Annotated in this window: 14 protein-coding genes; 7 read left to right on the top strand and 7 right to left on the bottom strand. The window is 64.5% G+C overall.

What is annotated here, in order from left to right; all coding sequences use genetic code 11:
• A partial coding sequence (locus V3B25_RS10080) for a hypothetical protein (RefSeq protein WP_329810616.1) occupies positions 1-320 on the bottom strand: 320 nt, incomplete at its 3' end.
• Positions 301-1,761 (bottom strand): MATE family efflux transporter, encoded by a 1,461-nt coding sequence (locus V3B25_RS10075; RefSeq protein ID WP_049399635.1) that lies wholly within the window; start codon positions 1,759-1,761, stop codon positions 301-303. The genes V3B25_RS10080 and V3B25_RS10075, both read right to left, overlap by 20 nt.
• 62 nt (positions 1,762-1,823) lie before the next feature.
• Here V3B25_RS10075 and V3B25_RS10070 point away from each other — a divergent pair, with 62 nt between their 5' ends.
• The 3 genes from V3B25_RS10070 (at position 1,824) to V3B25_RS10060 (ending at position 3,781) form a co-directional block, all read left to right on the top strand.
• Positions 1,824-2,063, top strand: a complete 240-nt coding sequence (locus tag V3B25_RS10070) for a hypothetical protein (RefSeq protein WP_032127550.1) — start codon at positions 1,824-1,826, stop codon at positions 2,061-2,063.
• 9 nt (positions 2,064-2,072) lie between these two features.
• Positions 2,073-2,480: an RNA-binding S4 domain-containing protein gene (locus V3B25_RS10065; RefSeq protein ID WP_329810615.1), complete on the top strand. Its 408-nt coding sequence runs from the start codon at positions 2,073-2,075 to the stop codon at positions 2,478-2,480.
• 113 nt (positions 2,481-2,593) lie between these two features.
• Positions 2,594-3,781: a cellulase family glycosylhydrolase gene (locus V3B25_RS10060; protein WP_032127549.1), complete on the top strand. Its 1,188-nt coding sequence runs from the start codon at positions 2,594-2,596 to the stop codon at positions 3,779-3,781.
• Positions 3,782-3,853: 72 nt separating this feature from the next.
• Here V3B25_RS10060 and V3B25_RS10055 read toward each other — a convergent pair whose 3' ends face one another.
• The 3 genes from V3B25_RS10055 to mutS form a co-directional block, all read right to left on the bottom strand.
• A complete protein-coding gene (locus V3B25_RS10055) occupies positions 3,854-4,456 on the bottom strand; it encodes a DUF937 domain-containing protein (RefSeq protein ID WP_329810614.1) in 603 nt (200 codons plus the stop codon).
• Positions 4,457-4,564: 108 nt separating this feature from the next.
• A complete protein-coding gene (locus V3B25_RS10050; RefSeq protein WP_182474429.1) occupies positions 4,565-6,076 on the bottom strand; it encodes a catalase in 1,512 nt (503 codons plus the stop codon).
• Positions 6,077-6,399: 323 nt separating this feature from the next.
• On the bottom strand, positions 6,400-8,955 hold the full coding sequence (gene mutS, locus V3B25_RS10045; protein ID WP_049424489.1) for a DNA mismatch repair protein MutS: 2,556 nt from the start codon (positions 8,953-8,955) through the stop codon (positions 6,400-6,402).
• 202 nt (positions 8,956-9,157) lie between these two features.
• Here mutS and V3B25_RS10040 point away from each other — a divergent pair, with 202 nt between their 5' ends.
• The 4 genes from V3B25_RS10040 (at position 9,158) to V3B25_RS10025 (ending at position 13,862) form a co-directional block, all read left to right on the top strand.
• A complete protein-coding gene (locus V3B25_RS10040; protein WP_053443799.1) occupies positions 9,158-11,053 on the top strand; it encodes an integrase in 1,896 nt (631 codons plus the stop codon).
• Between the two features lie 11 nt (positions 11,054-11,064).
• Positions 11,065-11,838, top strand: coding sequence for a hypothetical protein (locus tag V3B25_RS10035; RefSeq protein WP_053442689.1), 774 nt, complete (start codon positions 11,065-11,067; stop codon positions 11,836-11,838).
• A complete protein-coding gene (locus tag V3B25_RS10030; RefSeq protein WP_146200789.1) occupies positions 11,835-12,443 on the top strand; it encodes a hypothetical protein in 609 nt (202 codons plus the stop codon). The genes V3B25_RS10035 and V3B25_RS10030 overlap by 4 nt, the downstream gene beginning before the upstream one ends.
• A 954-nt stretch (positions 12,444-13,397) precedes the next feature.
• Complete coding sequence (locus tag V3B25_RS10025) at positions 13,398-13,862, top strand: hypothetical protein (RefSeq protein WP_146200791.1); 465 nt, start codon at positions 13,398-13,400, stop codon at positions 13,860-13,862.
• Here the strand turns inward: V3B25_RS10025 and V3B25_RS10020 are convergent.
• Positions 13,859-14,674 carry a hypothetical protein gene (locus V3B25_RS10020; RefSeq protein ID WP_053442691.1) on the bottom strand — a complete coding sequence of 272 codons (816 nt, stop codon included), beginning with the start codon at positions 14,672-14,674 and terminating at the stop codon, positions 13,859-13,861. The genes V3B25_RS10025 and V3B25_RS10020 overlap by 4 nt on opposite strands.
• 80 nt (positions 14,675-14,754) lie before the next feature.
• Positions 14,755-15,096, bottom strand: a complete 342-nt coding sequence (locus V3B25_RS10015; protein ID WP_329810619.1) for a helix-turn-helix transcriptional regulator — start codon at positions 15,094-15,096, stop codon at positions 14,755-14,757.
• Positions 15,097-15,102: the final 6 nt, after the last annotated feature.

The following is a 15,102-nucleotide window of genomic DNA, read 5'->3' as shown; positions in this document are numbered from 1 at the left end:
AAGAAGAAGCGGTAGAGCCGGCCGCTGGCCGGCTGTTGCGCGATGCTTCCGGAGGGGCTTGAGGTTGCCGGCCAGCGGCCGGCACTACCGTGGTAATCACCGGCGGCGAAGAAGAAGCGGTAGAGCCGGCCGCTCGCCGGCTGTTGCGCGATGCCCCCGGAGGGGGTTGAGGTTGCCGGCCAGCGGCCGGCACTACCGTGGTAATCACCGGCGGCGAAGAAGAAGCGGTAGAGCCGGCCGCTGGCCGGCTGTTGCGCGATGCTTCCGGAGGGGCTTGAGGTTGCCGGCCAGCGGCCGGCACTACCGCAGTGGCGCGGCATCCGGGTCGGCCACCGGAGACGGCGGGCAGGCCGGAATCTCCGACGGCGTGGCCAGTTCTTCGGCGTGCGAGGGCTTGCCCATCATCTTCGCCTTGCGCCAGCCACCCCAGCGGTAATAGGCCAGTGACAGCAGCATCGAGACCAGCGAGCTGACCGGGAAGCTCCACCAGATCGCATCGGCGCCCCAATACGGCTGCAGCAGTTCGGCGAATGGCACGCGCACGCCCCACAGCGAACCGGCCAGGATCAGCAGCGGCGGAATCACTGCGCCGGTGGAGCGAACCACGCCGGAGATCACGAAGCTGACGCCGAAGAACAGGAACGAGCCGATCACCACGTGGTTGAGGTGGCGGGCGATGTCCAGCGCCTGGCTGGCCGGTGGCAGGAACAGTGCCAGCAGCTGGCGATCGAACACCACCAGCGGCAGGATCAGCGCGCCGGTCAGCAGGAAGTTGAACAGCACGCCCTGGCGCGCAGTGCCGCGCACGCGATCCCAGCGCTGCGCACCGACGTTCTGCGCGGCCATCGACGAGCACGCCGCACCGATCGCCATCGCCGGCATCTGCAGGTAGTTCCACAGCTGCAGGGCAGCGCCGTAACCGGCGCCGGTGTCGGTGCCGTACTGGTTGACCATGGTCATCAGCAGGATCACCGACAGCGAGATCAGCACCATCTGCAGGCCCATCGGCACGCCCTTGATGACCAGCGCCTTGAGGATGGTCAGGTCGAGCTTGAACAGGCGCATGTCGGCGCGGCCCAGCCACAGGGTGTGGCGCTTGTGCCGCATGTACAGCAGCAGGCCGGCCAGCGACAGCGTCTGCGCGACCAGCGTGGCCCAGGCCGAACCGGCAATGCCCAGCGCCGGGAACGGCCCCATGCCGAAGATCAGTACCGGGTTCAGCACGATGTCCAGTGCCACCGACACCATCAGGAAACGGAACGGCGTGCGTGAATCACCGGCACCGCGCAGCGCGGCGGTGAGGAAGGCGAACGCGTACAGCGTCGGCATCGCCAGGAAGATGATCTGCAGGTAGGCCTCGGCCAGCGGCAGCGAGGCGGCCGGCGTGCCCATCGCCGCCAGCAGCGGATGGGCCATGAACCAGCCGGCGATGGCGATGATCACCGACAGGCCGATGAAGAAGGTGGCGCTGGTACCGACCACGCGCCGTGCCTGCGCGATGTCGCGCGCACCGATCGCCTGGCCGATCAGGATGGTCGAGGCCATGCCGAAGCCGAACACCGAGCCGATCAGGAAGAACATGATGTTGTTGGCGTTCGCGGTGGCGGTCAATGCCGCCTCGCCGAGGAAGCGCCCCACCCAGACCGCATTCACCGAACCGTTCAGCGACTGCGCGATGTTGCCCGCCAGGATCGGCAGGGAGAACAGCAGAAGGTTGCGGCCGATCGGGCCGGAGGTCAGGTCAAGCGGCGCTTTGGCCATGGAGTGGTGATCGATTCCCGGGAGGCGCACACTAGCACCAAGCCGGTTTGCAGGATGTGGCAATGCATCAACGACTGCAGGTGAAATGGAGCCTGGCGATGGCCTTGATCGGCACCGCACTGGCCGCATGTTCGACAGGTGACCGGCTGGGCGATACCCAGGTGCGGCCGACCGACCGACCCGAGTGCCTGGTCGGCAGCCAGCGCCAGGACCTGTCCGCTGGTGTACCCACGTTGATTGGGGGCAGCGGCTGCCGCACCGACCCCGACCATCCGCGTCCTCTGAACAAGCCACCGGAGTAGTCCGCACCGATGCCTGAGCTTTCCCCGTTGTCGCCCAGTGTCCGCCTGGACATCTGGTTGTGGGCGGCCCGTTTCTTCAAGACCCGCAGCCTGGCCAAGCAGGCCATCGAGACCGGCAAGGTCAGCGTGGCCGGGCAGCGCCCGAAGTCCTCGCGCGCGGTGCGCGTGGGTGAGCAGCTGCAGGTCGACCGCGGCGAGGAGCATTTCGAGATCCAGGTGCTGGGCCTGAGCGACCAGCGCGGGCCGGCGCAAACGGCACAGCAGCTGTACGCCGAGAGCGAGGCTTCGAAGGCGCGCCGTGCCGAACAGCGTGCACTGCGCATTGCCGCACGCGATGGTTTCCAGCCGCCGGAACACAAGCCGGACAAGCGCGCGCGGCGTTTGATCCGGGCCTTGGGTGACATCGACGCGCTCTAGCGAAATCCTGATTCCAACGGATTGTTCCTATCGCGGTGCGAAACAAAGCGCCGGTCACGGTGCGTTCGGATTGCGCTGGGCAGGCTGTTTTTTCACCTATCGAAGGCCTGCCCATGCGTCGTCTGCTGTTATGCCTGTCCCTGCTTGCTGCGGCGCCACTGCACGCTGCCGACATCACCTTCTGGGACGTTCCGCAACGCGGTGGCAACAGCATGAACATGTCGCCTCCGGACCGGAAATACTTCGAGGCGCTGCGTGCGACCGGTGCGACCTGGGTGCGGCTGGTGCCGGACAAGTGGAAGGGGCAGGGCGGTCGTGACTTCCTGATCGGCAACGCCGATGACTATCGCGGACTGGTTCCGGCCGACCTGGCCACGCTGCGGCGGGTGCTGGATGACGCCGATGCGGCCGGGCTGAAAGTGGTGCTGACGCCGCTGTCGCTGCCGTTGCTGCGCTGGAAGCAGCACAACGGCGATGTGGTCGACCAGCGCCTGTGGCAGTCCTTCGACAACCATGTGCCGGCCCGTCGCTTCTGGCATGACCTGGCCACGGCGCTGAAGGGTCATCCTGCCTTGGCCGCCTACAACCTCATCAATGAGCCGGTGCCCGAGTACGGTGCAGGCCTGGCCGAGCATGCGTCCACCGAGGCGATGCAGCGGTGGTATGCCGGTGTGCAGGACGGCCCACGCGATCTGCGCCGCTTCTACTCGGAACTGATCGCCAGCATCCGCGAGGTCGACACCGCGATGCCGCTGATGCTGGATGCGGGCTGGTATGCCGCCGCCGACGGTTTCAACTACTGGCCGGCACCGCTGGCGGATTCGAAGCTGCTGTACAGCGTGCACATGTACGAGCCGTATGCAGCAACCAGTGCACCGAACCAGACGCGTGCCAAACCCTGGCGCTATCCGGCGCAGGTGCCGTTCGGTGCAGGCAGCGAGCATTGGGATGCGGCGCGTGTACGCCGTTACCTGCAGCAGCCGATGACGTGGGCCGCCTCGCATGGCGTCGGTGCCAACCGCATGGTGGTGGCCGAATTCGGCTGCATGCGGCGGTGGCCGGACTGCAGCCGCTACCTGCAGGATGTGCTGCAGGTGCTGGAGCAGGACAAGGTGCACTGGGCCTTCTACGCCTTCCGCGAGGATGGCTGGGACGGCATGGACTACGAACTGGGCGACAAGCCGCTGCCGTGGTCGTACTGGCAGGCGCAGGAAAAGGGCGGCCATGTCGAGCCGCCGCGCTCGATGCAGGCGCCCTTGTTCGCACCGATCCTGCAGCGTTTGAAGGCGGGCAACCGGTAAGCCGCCGGGCCTGGCCCGGCGCTACCCATGGAGATGCCGGTAGCGCCGGCCCATGTCCGGCCAGGCTTTCCCTCAGCGCTTGCCGCCGAGCAGATTGCCGCCCAGCTTGAGCAGATCGCCCACGCCCAGCTGACCATCACCATCCTGGTCCAGCAGGCTGCCGAGCAGGCCGCCGGCCGGGCCACCCTGTTGCTGCACCTGCTGCTTCTCCTGGCCCAGGGCCTGGCTGAGCGAGCCGGCATCGGCCTGACCGCCGCCGAGGCGCTGGGCGAGGAAGGCCATCACGATCGGGGCAAGAATCTGCAGCAGCTGGCTGGTGCGGCCGCTGTCGAGCTGGGTGGCCTGGGCCAGGCCGGTCTCCACCTTCTGCTGGCTGCCGCCGAAGATGTGGCCGAGGATGCCGGCACCGTCGCTGGCGGCACCACCGCCACCACCACCCAGTACCGAGCCGAGCACGCCGCCCAGGTCCAGGCCGCTGTGGTTGTTCTGCAAGGCGCCGAGCAGTGCCTGCGCGCCCTGTGGCTGCGAGGCGTTGTTGCCCAGCGCGCCCATCAGTACCGGCAGGGCGGCACTGATCGCGCCGGAAGCCTGGGTATCACTGATGCCGAGCTGCTGCGACACCTGCTGCAGCGGGGCGCCCTGCAATTTGGCGAGAAGTTCATCGGTCAGGCTCATCTGCGGAATCCTTGATTGGGGTTGGGCGTGCAGAAGGTACGACGCGGACCGTTAAAACGGCGACGCCGCCTCACTGGGAGGCGGCGTGCCGTACACGGGGCAGGGCGATCAGAGCTCGATGTCTTCGGCGCCCGGGGTGGCGGTGGGGAAGTCCGCTTCCGGCTGCGCCGGCTTGAACGGATCCGACGGCTGGCTGGCCAGCGCCTTCAGCGCCGCGGCAACACCGGCACCGTAGGCCGGGTCGGCCTTGCTGCAGTTGTCGATGTGGCGCTGCTTGATGAAGTCCGGCGCATCGCCCAGGGCACGGGCGGTGTTGGCGAACAGGCGGTCCTTCTGTGCCTGGTTATAGCTGCGGAACAGCGCACCGGGCTGGCTGAAATAGTCGGCGTCGTCCTCGCGGAAATTCCAGAAGTCGGCGTCGCCCCGGATCTTCATCGGCGGCTCGCGGTACTGCGGCTGCTCCTGCCACTGGCCGTAGCTGTTCGGCTCGTAGTGCGGCAGGCCGCCGTAGTTGCCGTCCACGCGCATCGCACCATCGCGGTGGTTGCTGTGCACCGGGCAGCGCGCTGCGTTCACCGGAATCTGGTGGTGGTTCACGCCCAGGCGGTAGCGCTGCGCATCGGAATAGGCGAACAGGCGTGCCTGCAGCATCTTGTCTGGCGACGGGCCGATGCCCGGCACCAGGTTGCTCGGTGCGAACGCCGACTGCTCCACGTCCTGGTACCAGTTGACCGGGTTGCGGTTCAGTTCGAACTGGCCCACTTCGATCAGCGGGTAGTCGCTCTTCGGCCACACCTTGGTCAGGTCGAACGGATGCACGCGGTAGGTTTCCGCGTCCAGCTCCGGCATGACCTGGATGAACAGCTTCCACTTCGGGAAGTCGCCCTTCTCGATCGCGGCGAACAGGTCGCGGCCGTGGCTTTCGCGGTCATGGCCGACCAGGATCTGCGCCTGTGCGTCGGTCAGCGATTCGATGCCCTGCTGGCTGACGAAGTGGAACTTCACCCAGAAGCGTTCGCTGTCGGCGTTGGTGAAGCTGTAGGTGTGCGAGCCGAAACCGTGCATGTGGCGGAAGCTGCGCGGAATGCCGCGGTCGCTCATCACCACGGTCACCTGCAGCAGGGCTTCGGGCAGCAGCGTCCAGAAGTCCCAGTTGTTGCGCGCGCTGCGCAGGTTGGTGTGCGGGTCGCGCTTGACCGCCTTGTTGAGGTCGGCGAACTTGCGCGGGTCGCGCAGGAAGAACACCGGGGTGTTGTTGCCGACCAGGTCCCAGTTGCCTTCTTCGGTGTAGAACTTCAGCGCGAAGCCGCGGATGTCACGCTCGGCGTCGGCGGCGCCACGCTCGCCGGCCACCGTGGTGAAGCGGGCGAACATCTCGGTCTGCTTGCCGACCTTCTCGAATAGCTTGGCGCGGGTGTACTTGCTGATGTCGTGGGTGACGGTGAAGGTGCCGAACGCGCCCGAGCCCTTCGCGTGCATGCGGCGCTCGGGAATGATCTCGCGGTTGAGGTTGGCCAGCTTTTCCAGCAGCCAGACGTCTTCCATCAGCAGCGGGCCACGCGGGCCGGCGGTCTTGCTGTTCTGGTTGTCCACCACCGGCGCGCCGAAGGCCGTGGTCATCGGCGTGACCGGATCATCGCCATGCTTCTGCTTGGGCGTGGTGCTCAGTTCACGCTGCTGCTGGGCGCCTTCCGCAGGCGACGGCGCGGTGTGATACGGGCACTTGGGGCTGTTGTTATCGGACTGGCTCATGGCTGGCTCCTGCGGGTGAAGACGGGATGGAACATCTTCACTCGACTTTAGCTAGGGCCAGATGAAATGAATAATCGAATGATCCATTCAGGTCGATAGATTCTGTCAATTGAAACTCAGAATCGGATTTGCAGAACCTTTCGATGGGCCTCCCGCATGGTAGGCGGGGAGGCCTTGGGCGTGCGCTGCGGTTACAGCAGCGCTTTCAACCGGTACAGGGCTTCCAGCGCCTGCTTCGGGGTCAGCTCGTCCGGGTCGATGGCGGCCAGCGCTTCCTGGGCCTTGTTCGACGGTGCTGCGAACAGCCCGAACTGCTGTGGCGCATCCAGCGCCTGCGGCGCCAGTTCGGCGGCATGGCTTTCACCGCCACGTTGCTCCAGCTCGGCCAGGCGACGACGCGCCTGCGCCACGGTGGCGCGCGGCAGGCCGGCCAGTGCGGCCACCTGCAGGCCGAAGCTGCGGTTGGCGGGGCCGTCCTTCACTGCGTGCATGAACACCAGCGCTTCGCCGTGCTCGACGGCATCCAGATGCACGTTGGCGATGCCGCTGCGGCCGCCCTCGTGCTGCTCGTCGGCCAGCGCGGTCAGCTCGAAGTAGTGGGTGGCAAACAGCGTGTAGCAGCGGTTCTGGTAGGCCAGGTGGCGGGCCACTGCATCGGCCAGTGCCAGGCCGTCGTAGGTGGAGGTGCCACGGCCGATCTCATCCATCAGCACCAGCGAATGCGCGGTGGCGTGGTGCAGGATGTAGCTGGTCTCGGCCATTTCGACCATGAAGGTCGACTGCCCGCGCGCGAGGTCATCGCCGGCGCCGATGCGGGTGAGGATGCGGTCGATCGGGCCGATCAGCGCACGGCTGGCCGGCACGAAGCTGCCAATGTGGGCCAGCAGCACGATCAGCGCGTTCTGCCGCATATAGGTCGATTTGCCGCCCATGTTCGGGCCGGTGATGACCAGCATGCGGCGGTCCGGATGCAGGTCCAGATCATTGGGTTCGAACGGCTGCTCGCGTACCGCCTCGACCACCGGGTGGCGGCCGCGCTCGATCTTCAGGCACGGCTCTGCCTGCAGCTCCGGGCGCGCCCAGTCCAGCGCCTGCGCGCGTTCGGCGAAGGCGGCCAGCACATCCAGTTCGCTCAGCGCAGCGGCGCACTGCTTCAGCGGTTCCAGCTGCGTGCCAAGGGTATCCAGCAGCTGCTCGTACAGGTATTTCTCGCGCGACAGCGAGCGGTCACGCGCGGACAGCACCTTGTCCTCGAACGCCTTCAGTTCTTCGGTGATGTAGCGCTCGGCATTGGTCAGCGTCTGGCGGCGGGTGTAGTGCACCGGCGCACGGTCGGACTGGCCCTTGCTGATTTCGATGTAGTAGCCGTGCACGCGGTTGTAGCCCACCTTCAGGGTGGGAATGCCGCTGCTCTCGCGCTCGCGCAGTTCCAGGTCGACCAGGAACTGGTCGGCATGGGTGGACAGGCGGCGCAGCTCGTCCAGCTCTTCATCGAAGCCATCGGCGAGCACGCCGCCGTCGCTCAGTTTCAGCGGCGGCATTTCGGCGATGGCGCTGGCCAGCAGCTGCGCGCACTCGTCGTGTTCGCCCAGCGCCGCATGCAGCGTCTGCAGGCGCGGCGAATCCAGTGGTGCCAGCACCTCGCGCACCGCCGGCAGCAGGCCCAGGCCGTCGCGCAGGGTGGAGAAATCGCGCGGCCGCGCCGAACGCAGCGCGACACGGGTGAGGATGCGTTCCAGGTCACCGAGGCGGCGGAACTGCTCGCGGATGTCCGCATCGCTGCCGCGATCGATCAGGGTTTCCACCGCATGGTGGCGCTGTACGAGCACCTCGCGCAGGCGCAGCGGGCGGTGCAGCCAGCGCCGCAGCAGGCGCCCGCCCATCGGCGTCACCGTGCTGTCGAGCACACCCAGCAGCGTATTGCGGGTGTCGCCATCAACACGCGTATCCAGTTCCAGATGGCGGCGGGTAGCGGCGTTCATCGCGATCGCCTCGCCGGCGGTTTCCATCGCGATCGAGGTCAGGTGCGGCAGGCGCTGCTTCTGGGTTTCCTCGACATAGCCAAGCAGGGCACCGGCCGCAGCGGTGGCGCGCGGCTTGTCGTCGATGCCGAAGCCGCTCAGGTCATGCAGCTTGAAGAAATTCAGCAGCTGGCGGCGGCCGCTGTCGGCATCGAACAGCCACGGCGCGCGGCGACGTACGCCGGTGCGCTGGCGCAGGAACTCCGGCCAGTTCTCTTCATCGGGCACCAGCAGCTCGGCCGGTTCCAGCCGTGCCAGTTCGGCTTCCAGCGCGTCGTCGGTTTCCACCTCGTTGACCAGGAAGCGGCCGCCGGCCAGGTCGGCCCAGGCCAGGCCGTAGCCCTGCTTGCTGCGCGACAGGGCCATCAGCAGGGTGTCGCGGCGTTCATCCAGCAGCGCCTCGTCGGTGACCGTGCCGGGGGTGACGATGCGCACCACCTTGCGCTCGACCAGGCCCTTGGCCAGCGCCGGGTCGCCGATCTGCTCGCAGATCGCCACCGACTCGCCCAGCGCCACCAGCCGTGCCAGGTAGCCTTCATAGGCATGTACCGGCACGCCGGCCATCGGGATCGGTGCGCCGCCGGAGCTGCCGCGCTGGGTCAGGGTGATGTCGAGCAGGCGCGCCGCCTTGCGGGCGTCGTCATAGAACAGTTCGTAGAAGTCACCCATGCGGAAGAACAGCAGCAGGTCCGGGTAATCGGACTTGGCCGCGAAGAACTGCTTCATGAGGGGCGTGTGCTCTGCACTGGCCTTCGATGTAGACGGTTTCGCTTTTGAATCAGTGGTTTGCAAGAGAACTTCCTACGGTTTGTAGCGGTCGATCCCGGCAGCTGACGGCAAGTAACGGGGTTCTTCGTTGCGCCGCAGTTGCGGTGATCACTCAAAGAGGATCAAATCGATGTTGCGACGGACAGACGGCGGATCGACCATGGATACGGTTCTTGCGACGCAGGCAGAGGCCCCGCGTCGCCGAGGCACCAAGTTTAAGCTGACCTACCGCCAAATCTGCGAACTGAGCGTGGCCAAAGGCCCGGTCGAAGGCAAGCAGGGAAGGGTGGTCATCGCCCCTCGACTGCCCGGAGACGCCGGAAAGCCTTACCGCGTCCTGGACGGCAATCAGGGCGCGCCAACGGGCTTTGGCTTCTACGTGGGCACGACCCGCACCACTTACGAAGTCGTGGTCCGAGGCCCGGCCGGGGTTCGTCGGTTCTCCTTGGGCAGCGTCACCGACATTGGCCCCGAGCAAGCCTACGAGCTCGCTCGGCGGAAGTTGGCCGTGGTCCGAGAAACGGGCGAGCATCCTTCGAAGGAAGAGGCCCGAGCCGAGCAGCTGGTGGAGCTAAAGGGGCTCACGCTGGCGGACTGCTTTGCGGCCTACGTTGAGGACCTGCAGAAGCGCGTTCGCAACAAGAAAGCCAAGCCCGCCAGCATCCGGGCGATCCAGGACAGCTTGGCGCGGTTCGCTCGCCCGGAAGTCGGGCTGGCGGACAAGCCGATCCTTCAGCTGTTGGACAAGGACATCCACCGTGCGTTCGACAGCTTGCGGCGATCGTCCATGGTGCGCTCCAACCGGATCCCCACCCCGATGCGCCAAGCACTGGCAGATCAGCCGGATTGGGCCGAGCTTTCCACGCAACAGCTCGAAGCGTTGGGCGTGACCGGGAAGTACATCCAGCGAGTCAAAGCGGCCGGTTTGGCGTCGACCGAGCACGCGTTCACAGACGCGAAGAGGGCGGTCGACCTGGTGCTGAAGCGGGAACGCAAGGCGGCGGCCCAGCAGCAGCGGGACCCGGTGCTGCGTTACAACCCGTTCCAGGTCATCCACGACGACGACATGCTGCGGGACTCGCAAGCGCTGCGCCGGCACTACGAGCGTGCCGAGGTGCGCAACCCGCTGGGGAACGAAACGCTGCCCACGGTCTTGAAGGTGATCTTGGCCAGGCGGGACGAGCAGGGCGGCTTGAACGCCACCGGCGCGGATTACTTGCTGCTGACCTTGCTCTGGGGCACCCGCCGCGGCGAGGCCGCTCCCCTGCGCTGGTTTGACCGGTGCTCCCCAGGCGAGTTGCGCCAGTCGGAGGTGTCCTGGGTCTGGTTGGCCGGTCCGGAGGAGGTCAACCCTTACACGCGGCGGGCGGGCTCTCAGGTCTACTTGTTTGACACGAAGAATGGCGAGGAGCGCTACCTGCCGGTGGCCTACTTTGCTGAAAAGATTTTGCAGCGGCGTTTCGACGAGCGCGCGCACGAAGCCAGGCTCAAGCAAGACTTGGCGGACGCGGAAGAAGTGTTGGCCGCCGCCCGAGCCAGGCGTGCTCGCCGGGATCTGCTGGACCGGCTGGAAAAGGAGGTGGAGAGGGCGCGCCGCGCGCTGGCCAAAACCATGTTCGTGTTCCCCGCCCGATCGGACCGAAGCACCACGGGGCACTACTCGGACAGCAAGAGCATCGTGGCAAACGTGCGCCGGGACGCGGGGTTGCTCGATTTGCGGGCAGAGGTGGACATTGGGCTGACCCTCCACGATCTGCGCCGGACGCTCGGCCGTTACGCCGCCCTCCTGTTCGGCGAAAGTCGAATCGTGTCCCAACTGCTCCACCACAGAACGTTGGGGCGAGGCGAGGATCGCATGGCCGTTGTCTCCGAACGCTACACCGAGCAGGAATGGTCAAAGCTTCGCGAGGCTATGGGCCGCGTGGAGGAGCACATGGTCGCGACCAGTCCTCGTGTCTGGAATCGCTTGAAGGGGACGGATAAGCCTCGGCTGGACGAGTCCGGCGATGCCCCAGTCTCCATTTTCTCAGCAAGAAACCGACGCGACGCCCAGTAAGGAGCGACCCAATGGAATGCCAGCGTAAAGAAGAGGACTACCTGGAGCAGCGCTCTGCGGCACTGGATGCTGAGCTGACCAAAGCCGCCGCAGGCTTGCCGCCTCCGACGATCAGCACCAAAGCAGCGGCGCGTTACCTCGGGGTCCACTTCGACACGCTTGGCGAGTGGCGCCGCCGAACGCCTCCTGCAGGGCCGCCCTTCGTGAAAGGCGCCGGCCGCGCTGTTGGAGGGGCCAACGAGCACGTCCGTTACCCTTACACCGAACTCGTTGCTTGGCAGGCCTCACGCGTGGGCCGCAGCGTCAAAGAGCGTCGCTTGATCGACGAACTGGACGCAGCCCAGCAACGGGTCCGTGAGCTGGAAATCGAATTGGCCTTGCGGCAGGCGCGCGACGACGCAAGCCGGCTTCAGAAGAAGTTGGGGCGCATTGCCACGCTGGCCACGCTCGATGACATTGCCGTGGTTCCCCATGAGTGGGCGTTGGTGGACGGCCGGGTGGCCGGCCATGTCTTGGTGGTGAGCGACCAAGTGCTAAGCGATGCACTTGAACGGGGTGACGTGTGGGATGCCACGGTCGAAGTTGCCTTACAGGCGGCTTGGATCGACGGTGAGACGCGTGAGCCCTACCACTGTGCTTACGCAAACGTGCTTCAGACGGTGATACAAGAACTCCGCGAAGCCAAGGCTGCCCAGCAGGCAAGCGATTTGGAGGCGCGTTGGGCGCCGGGGACAGTGTCTGGCAATTCGGCGAGGCCTTTCGCCCGGCATACGGAGGCGTCATGACGGCTGGAACTGAACTGGATAAGGAGGTGATGGGCCTGCGCCCAGGACGGCGTCCAGCCCAGCCCAAGCCAATCGAACTGACCCAAGCAGAAGAGCTGGAGTTGGCTAAAGCGAAGGCCGGGCGAGTGGAGTGGGTCGGTCCTGGCGTCGCCGCGTACATCCTTGGGATTTCAAAGGAAGCTCTCAAGAAGCGTCGACTCCGTGGCGAAGGCGTTGTTCCCGAGCATCGGGCGGCAAGAAGTAACAAGCACGGAGTGCGTTACCGCTGGTCATCGGTTGTTCGCTGCGGTGGGGCGGAGCGCTTTCAGAGCGAAGTTCTTGCCGAGCGTTTGGAAGATGTCGTGAAGGTTTTGAAGAAGCTCGGGCTTGCCGGGTTGGAGCGCGACCTTCCATGGGCGTTCACTGAAGAGCAGCGCATCAGGGGGTTATCAGGCTTCTATCCCAAGCTTCCAGCGGCACCTCTTTCACTCAACGAGGCGCTACGCCGATCTTGGGTTAGCGTGGAAGATCGAGCGCCATTTCACGATTTGGTCGTTCAGTCGTTGTCCCAATGCCCTGCAACGGCTTTGCGGGCTGTTGATTGGAAAAGTTCAGTTGAGGGCTAATACGGCACCAACTTCGCCACTTGTCGCGTTTTGCGCTCGCGGAGTGGCCCCTGCCGAGAACTACGTCCTTTGCGAGCTGCATGAGGGACGTCACTGCTCTTGTCTGTCCAGACCAGCCATCACGCGTGGCTCGCGCTTGTCGATGAATAATTGGAGCTCGGGTCGCGAAGGGAGCTGCTCACTGTTTTACTTATGAGTTTTTAAATCCTGCCGGAGGTCTGAATGAATTTCCCAAGTCGTTCAACGGGCGTGCCGCCCGAGCGTAACAAGAAGTACGTGGTTGTCGACAGGCGGCGCTATCTCCCGGATGGCAGTATTAGCCCCTCGTCGCCAAGTAATCCATGGGCCGTGTATGAGGACACAATGCCACTCATAGAGCCCCCGCTGGCGGAGTTTGAATCGATGGCTGAGGCGCTTGCTCATGCCACGATGCTAGGGGCTACATCAGAGCCCAACTAAATTTGAGGGGACTGTAGCTTATTGGTCCGGTCCTTCGAGAGGTGAGCGTCGGCTGACAATTTGGCGGTATTCATCCCCCGACAACGGCACCCACGTAATGTCCTGATCTTTCCAAAGAGGAGCGCTAGTAGGGAGGCCTCTGCGCTCCATATTGGATTGCCAGAATTCGATGCAGCGGTTTGTTGCCTCGGTGGCCTGTTTCTCCGCATCCTCGGGCGGGACGCGTGCTAGGCAAGCCAAATAGGCGTTGTTCCAGAAATCTTGAATTTTCATGATGTTGGCCTTCTTCTCTACTGGTGGGCCTTATTATCAGGTGGGGCAGGGTTGTCAATGGCTGCCGGGGTCTTCGTGAATCGCGCCTGCAATGTCCCTATGTCGACCGGGCGTTGTCGGGACAGATGTCCCGATAAAGCGCCACAGCGCCTAGTGAGCCCTACAGCTCCCCTTCGCCAACATTACGGTGTTCCAACCGGGAACGTCTTTGGTTGAGCGTCGATGAGCAAAGAGACGGACAATGATATGAGCGCTGAAGGGCATCGTAGCGCCAGAGATCCGCATTGGAGTCTGCCAATTCAGTGTGAAGAGGAAACCCGGGCTGTCATGGACGAGATGGACAATCTCATCAGCCGGCTGCCGTTGGAACTCAAAGTGCGCGCCCGAGCCTTGCCGTTCCCGCAGTTCCACCACGCGTGCGCCCATGGCGATATCGAGATGGTTGCCGCGATGTTGGAAGTCGGGGTAGATCCGGACGGCTACCCCTACACCTACGACGAGATGGACCAGCCTCCTCTGGTGTGGCTTGCATGGGCAAGCGATCTAGATAGCAAAACCAAGCAGGAAGTGGCCCTGATGCTTATCAAGGCCGGTGCGTGCATAGAGGAGGGCGAGCCTCGGCTCGAAGCACTGGCCTGTCAAGACGAGGAATTCGCCGATTTTCTGGAAACGTATTCCCCTGTCTAGAGGTTGGGGTGAGGGCCAAGGAGAGGCAGCTCAGGCGCCTCCGCTTCGGCCTGTAAGGGGCAACTGCGGCGAACATAGCGTGGACCGTCGGGTGTGATCCTCCCCAAGATCACGATGTCATCGTTGATGCGGTGAAACCGATCACTCGGATGTACGGCGCACGAAGCATCGCTATAAAGGTCGAGCGCAAATGCGGTGTGGCGGGCCACTGATCTCATCCAGGACGGCGCTACTGGTGAGTCTCCTATCGCGAACGCAGCTACGATGGACACCACTGCTGCGGCAAAAATGCGTGAGCAAAGCATCAAATAGTCAAAGTCGCTCCTCTTCGTTTTCCCCCAAGGGGAAGTTCCTGCAGCCCAAATGAGAATGCCTATGGCTGAAAGGCCGCTTGAAACCGTAATCACGAAGGCGATGATCGGCACGAAAGCGAAAGGCACAAGTAGGGCTACTGCAGTTGGAAAATGAGAAGGATCCTGTCCGGTGCCATCGTTGACTGCCAGGCGGCTGATCCCTGTTGCGGCGGCAAGCGCCATAACGCTCATTGCTGTGACAGCCAACTTGGCCAGTGGCAGCTGGAGCTTCGGATAGAGCCAGAGAAATGCTTCACGTAGGAACCCAACTGCAAAGAAGAAACTGGCCGCGTAAGTGATGACGTCGGTGGCCAAAGCCTTCGGAGCAAAGCGGAACAGAAGAAGGGCGATGCCCATGAGGGCCGCCCCACTGCAGTAAGCCCTAACGGTCAATGGTTGGATGAACCACCACAGTTTGAACCGTTGAAAGCGATCGCTGATCGTCGATGAAAACAACATCCCGTATCCCCCGTGTCCATACCGGGCGGATTATCACCTGTTGCCGTCGCAATCGCTGAGACCGGCTCGCTGGAAGGAGCTTATGAAGGTTCGAGGTCTGCCAGGAGGCGGTCAATGGCTTGCTTCCGCTTGGCCGGCGGGAGCGCGGTCAGACCTTCAAGGGCTTGAGAAAGCTTGGCCTGTTGAGCCTCGCTTTGAACACCCAGCGCCAAGATAGCGTCTGCCATCGCCGGCGTCGTCGCCAGCAAGTAAGCCGGCGGCACGTCCAGTGCCTGCGCGAGCTCAAACAGTGCTTCCAGGCTCACCGTCATCGATTCGCTCTCGTAGCGACTGATGCGAGCCGATGCGGTGTCTTTGTCCAGGCCCATCCTGACCCCCACTTCGCGCTGGCTGAAGCCTCGAAGGATCCTGGCTTGGCGCAGTCGCGC

Source organism: Stenotrophomonas sp. SMYL8 (genome assembly GCF_036320065.1).
Classification (GTDB): domain Bacteria; phylum Pseudomonadota; class Gammaproteobacteria; order Xanthomonadales; family Xanthomonadaceae; genus Stenotrophomonas; species Stenotrophomonas maltophilia_A.
Note: the sequence above shows the minus strand (reverse complement) of the source record. Positions and strands in the feature narration are given on the sequence as shown.

Coding starts and splice junctions, on each gene's coding strand:
- V3B25_RS10025 (WP_146200791.1), top strand. CDS start 13,398: ATGAGCAAAGAGACGGACAATGATATGAGCGCTGAAGGGCATCGTAGC.
- V3B25_RS10050 (WP_182474429.1), bottom strand. CDS start 6,076: ATGACCACGGCCTTCGGCGCGCCGGTGGTGGACAACCAGAACAGCAAG.
- V3B25_RS10065 (WP_329810615.1), top strand. CDS start 2,073: ATGCCTGAGCTTTCCCCGTTGTCGCCCAGTGTCCGCCTGGACATCTGG.
- V3B25_RS10070 (WP_032127550.1), top strand. CDS start 1,824: ATGCATCAACGACTGCAGGTGAAATGGAGCCTGGCGATGGCCTTGATC.
- V3B25_RS10060 (WP_032127549.1), top strand. CDS start 2,594: ATGCGTCGTCTGCTGTTATGCCTGTCCCTGCTTGCTGCGGCGCCACTG.
- V3B25_RS10040 (WP_053443799.1), top strand. CDS start 9,158: ATGGATACGGTTCTTGCGACGCAGGCAGAGGCCCCGCGTCGCCGAGGC.
- V3B25_RS10055 (WP_329810614.1), bottom strand. CDS start 4,456: ATGAGCCTGACCGATGAACTTCTCGCCAAATTGCAGGGCGCCCCGCTG.
- V3B25_RS10020 (WP_053442691.1), bottom strand. CDS start 14,674: ATGTTGTTTTCATCGACGATCAGCGATCGCTTTCAACGGTTCAAACTG.
- mutS (WP_049424489.1), bottom strand. CDS start 8,955: ATGAAGCAGTTCTTCGCGGCCAAGTCCGATTACCCGGACCTGCTGCTG.
- V3B25_RS10030 (WP_146200789.1), top strand. CDS start 11,835: ATGACGGCTGGAACTGAACTGGATAAGGAGGTGATGGGCCTGCGCCCA.
- V3B25_RS10035 (WP_053442689.1), top strand. CDS start 11,065: ATGGAATGCCAGCGTAAAGAAGAGGACTACCTGGAGCAGCGCTCTGCG.
- V3B25_RS10075 (WP_049399635.1), bottom strand. CDS start 1,761: ATGGCCAAAGCGCCGCTTGACCTGACCTCCGGCCCGATCGGCCGCAAC.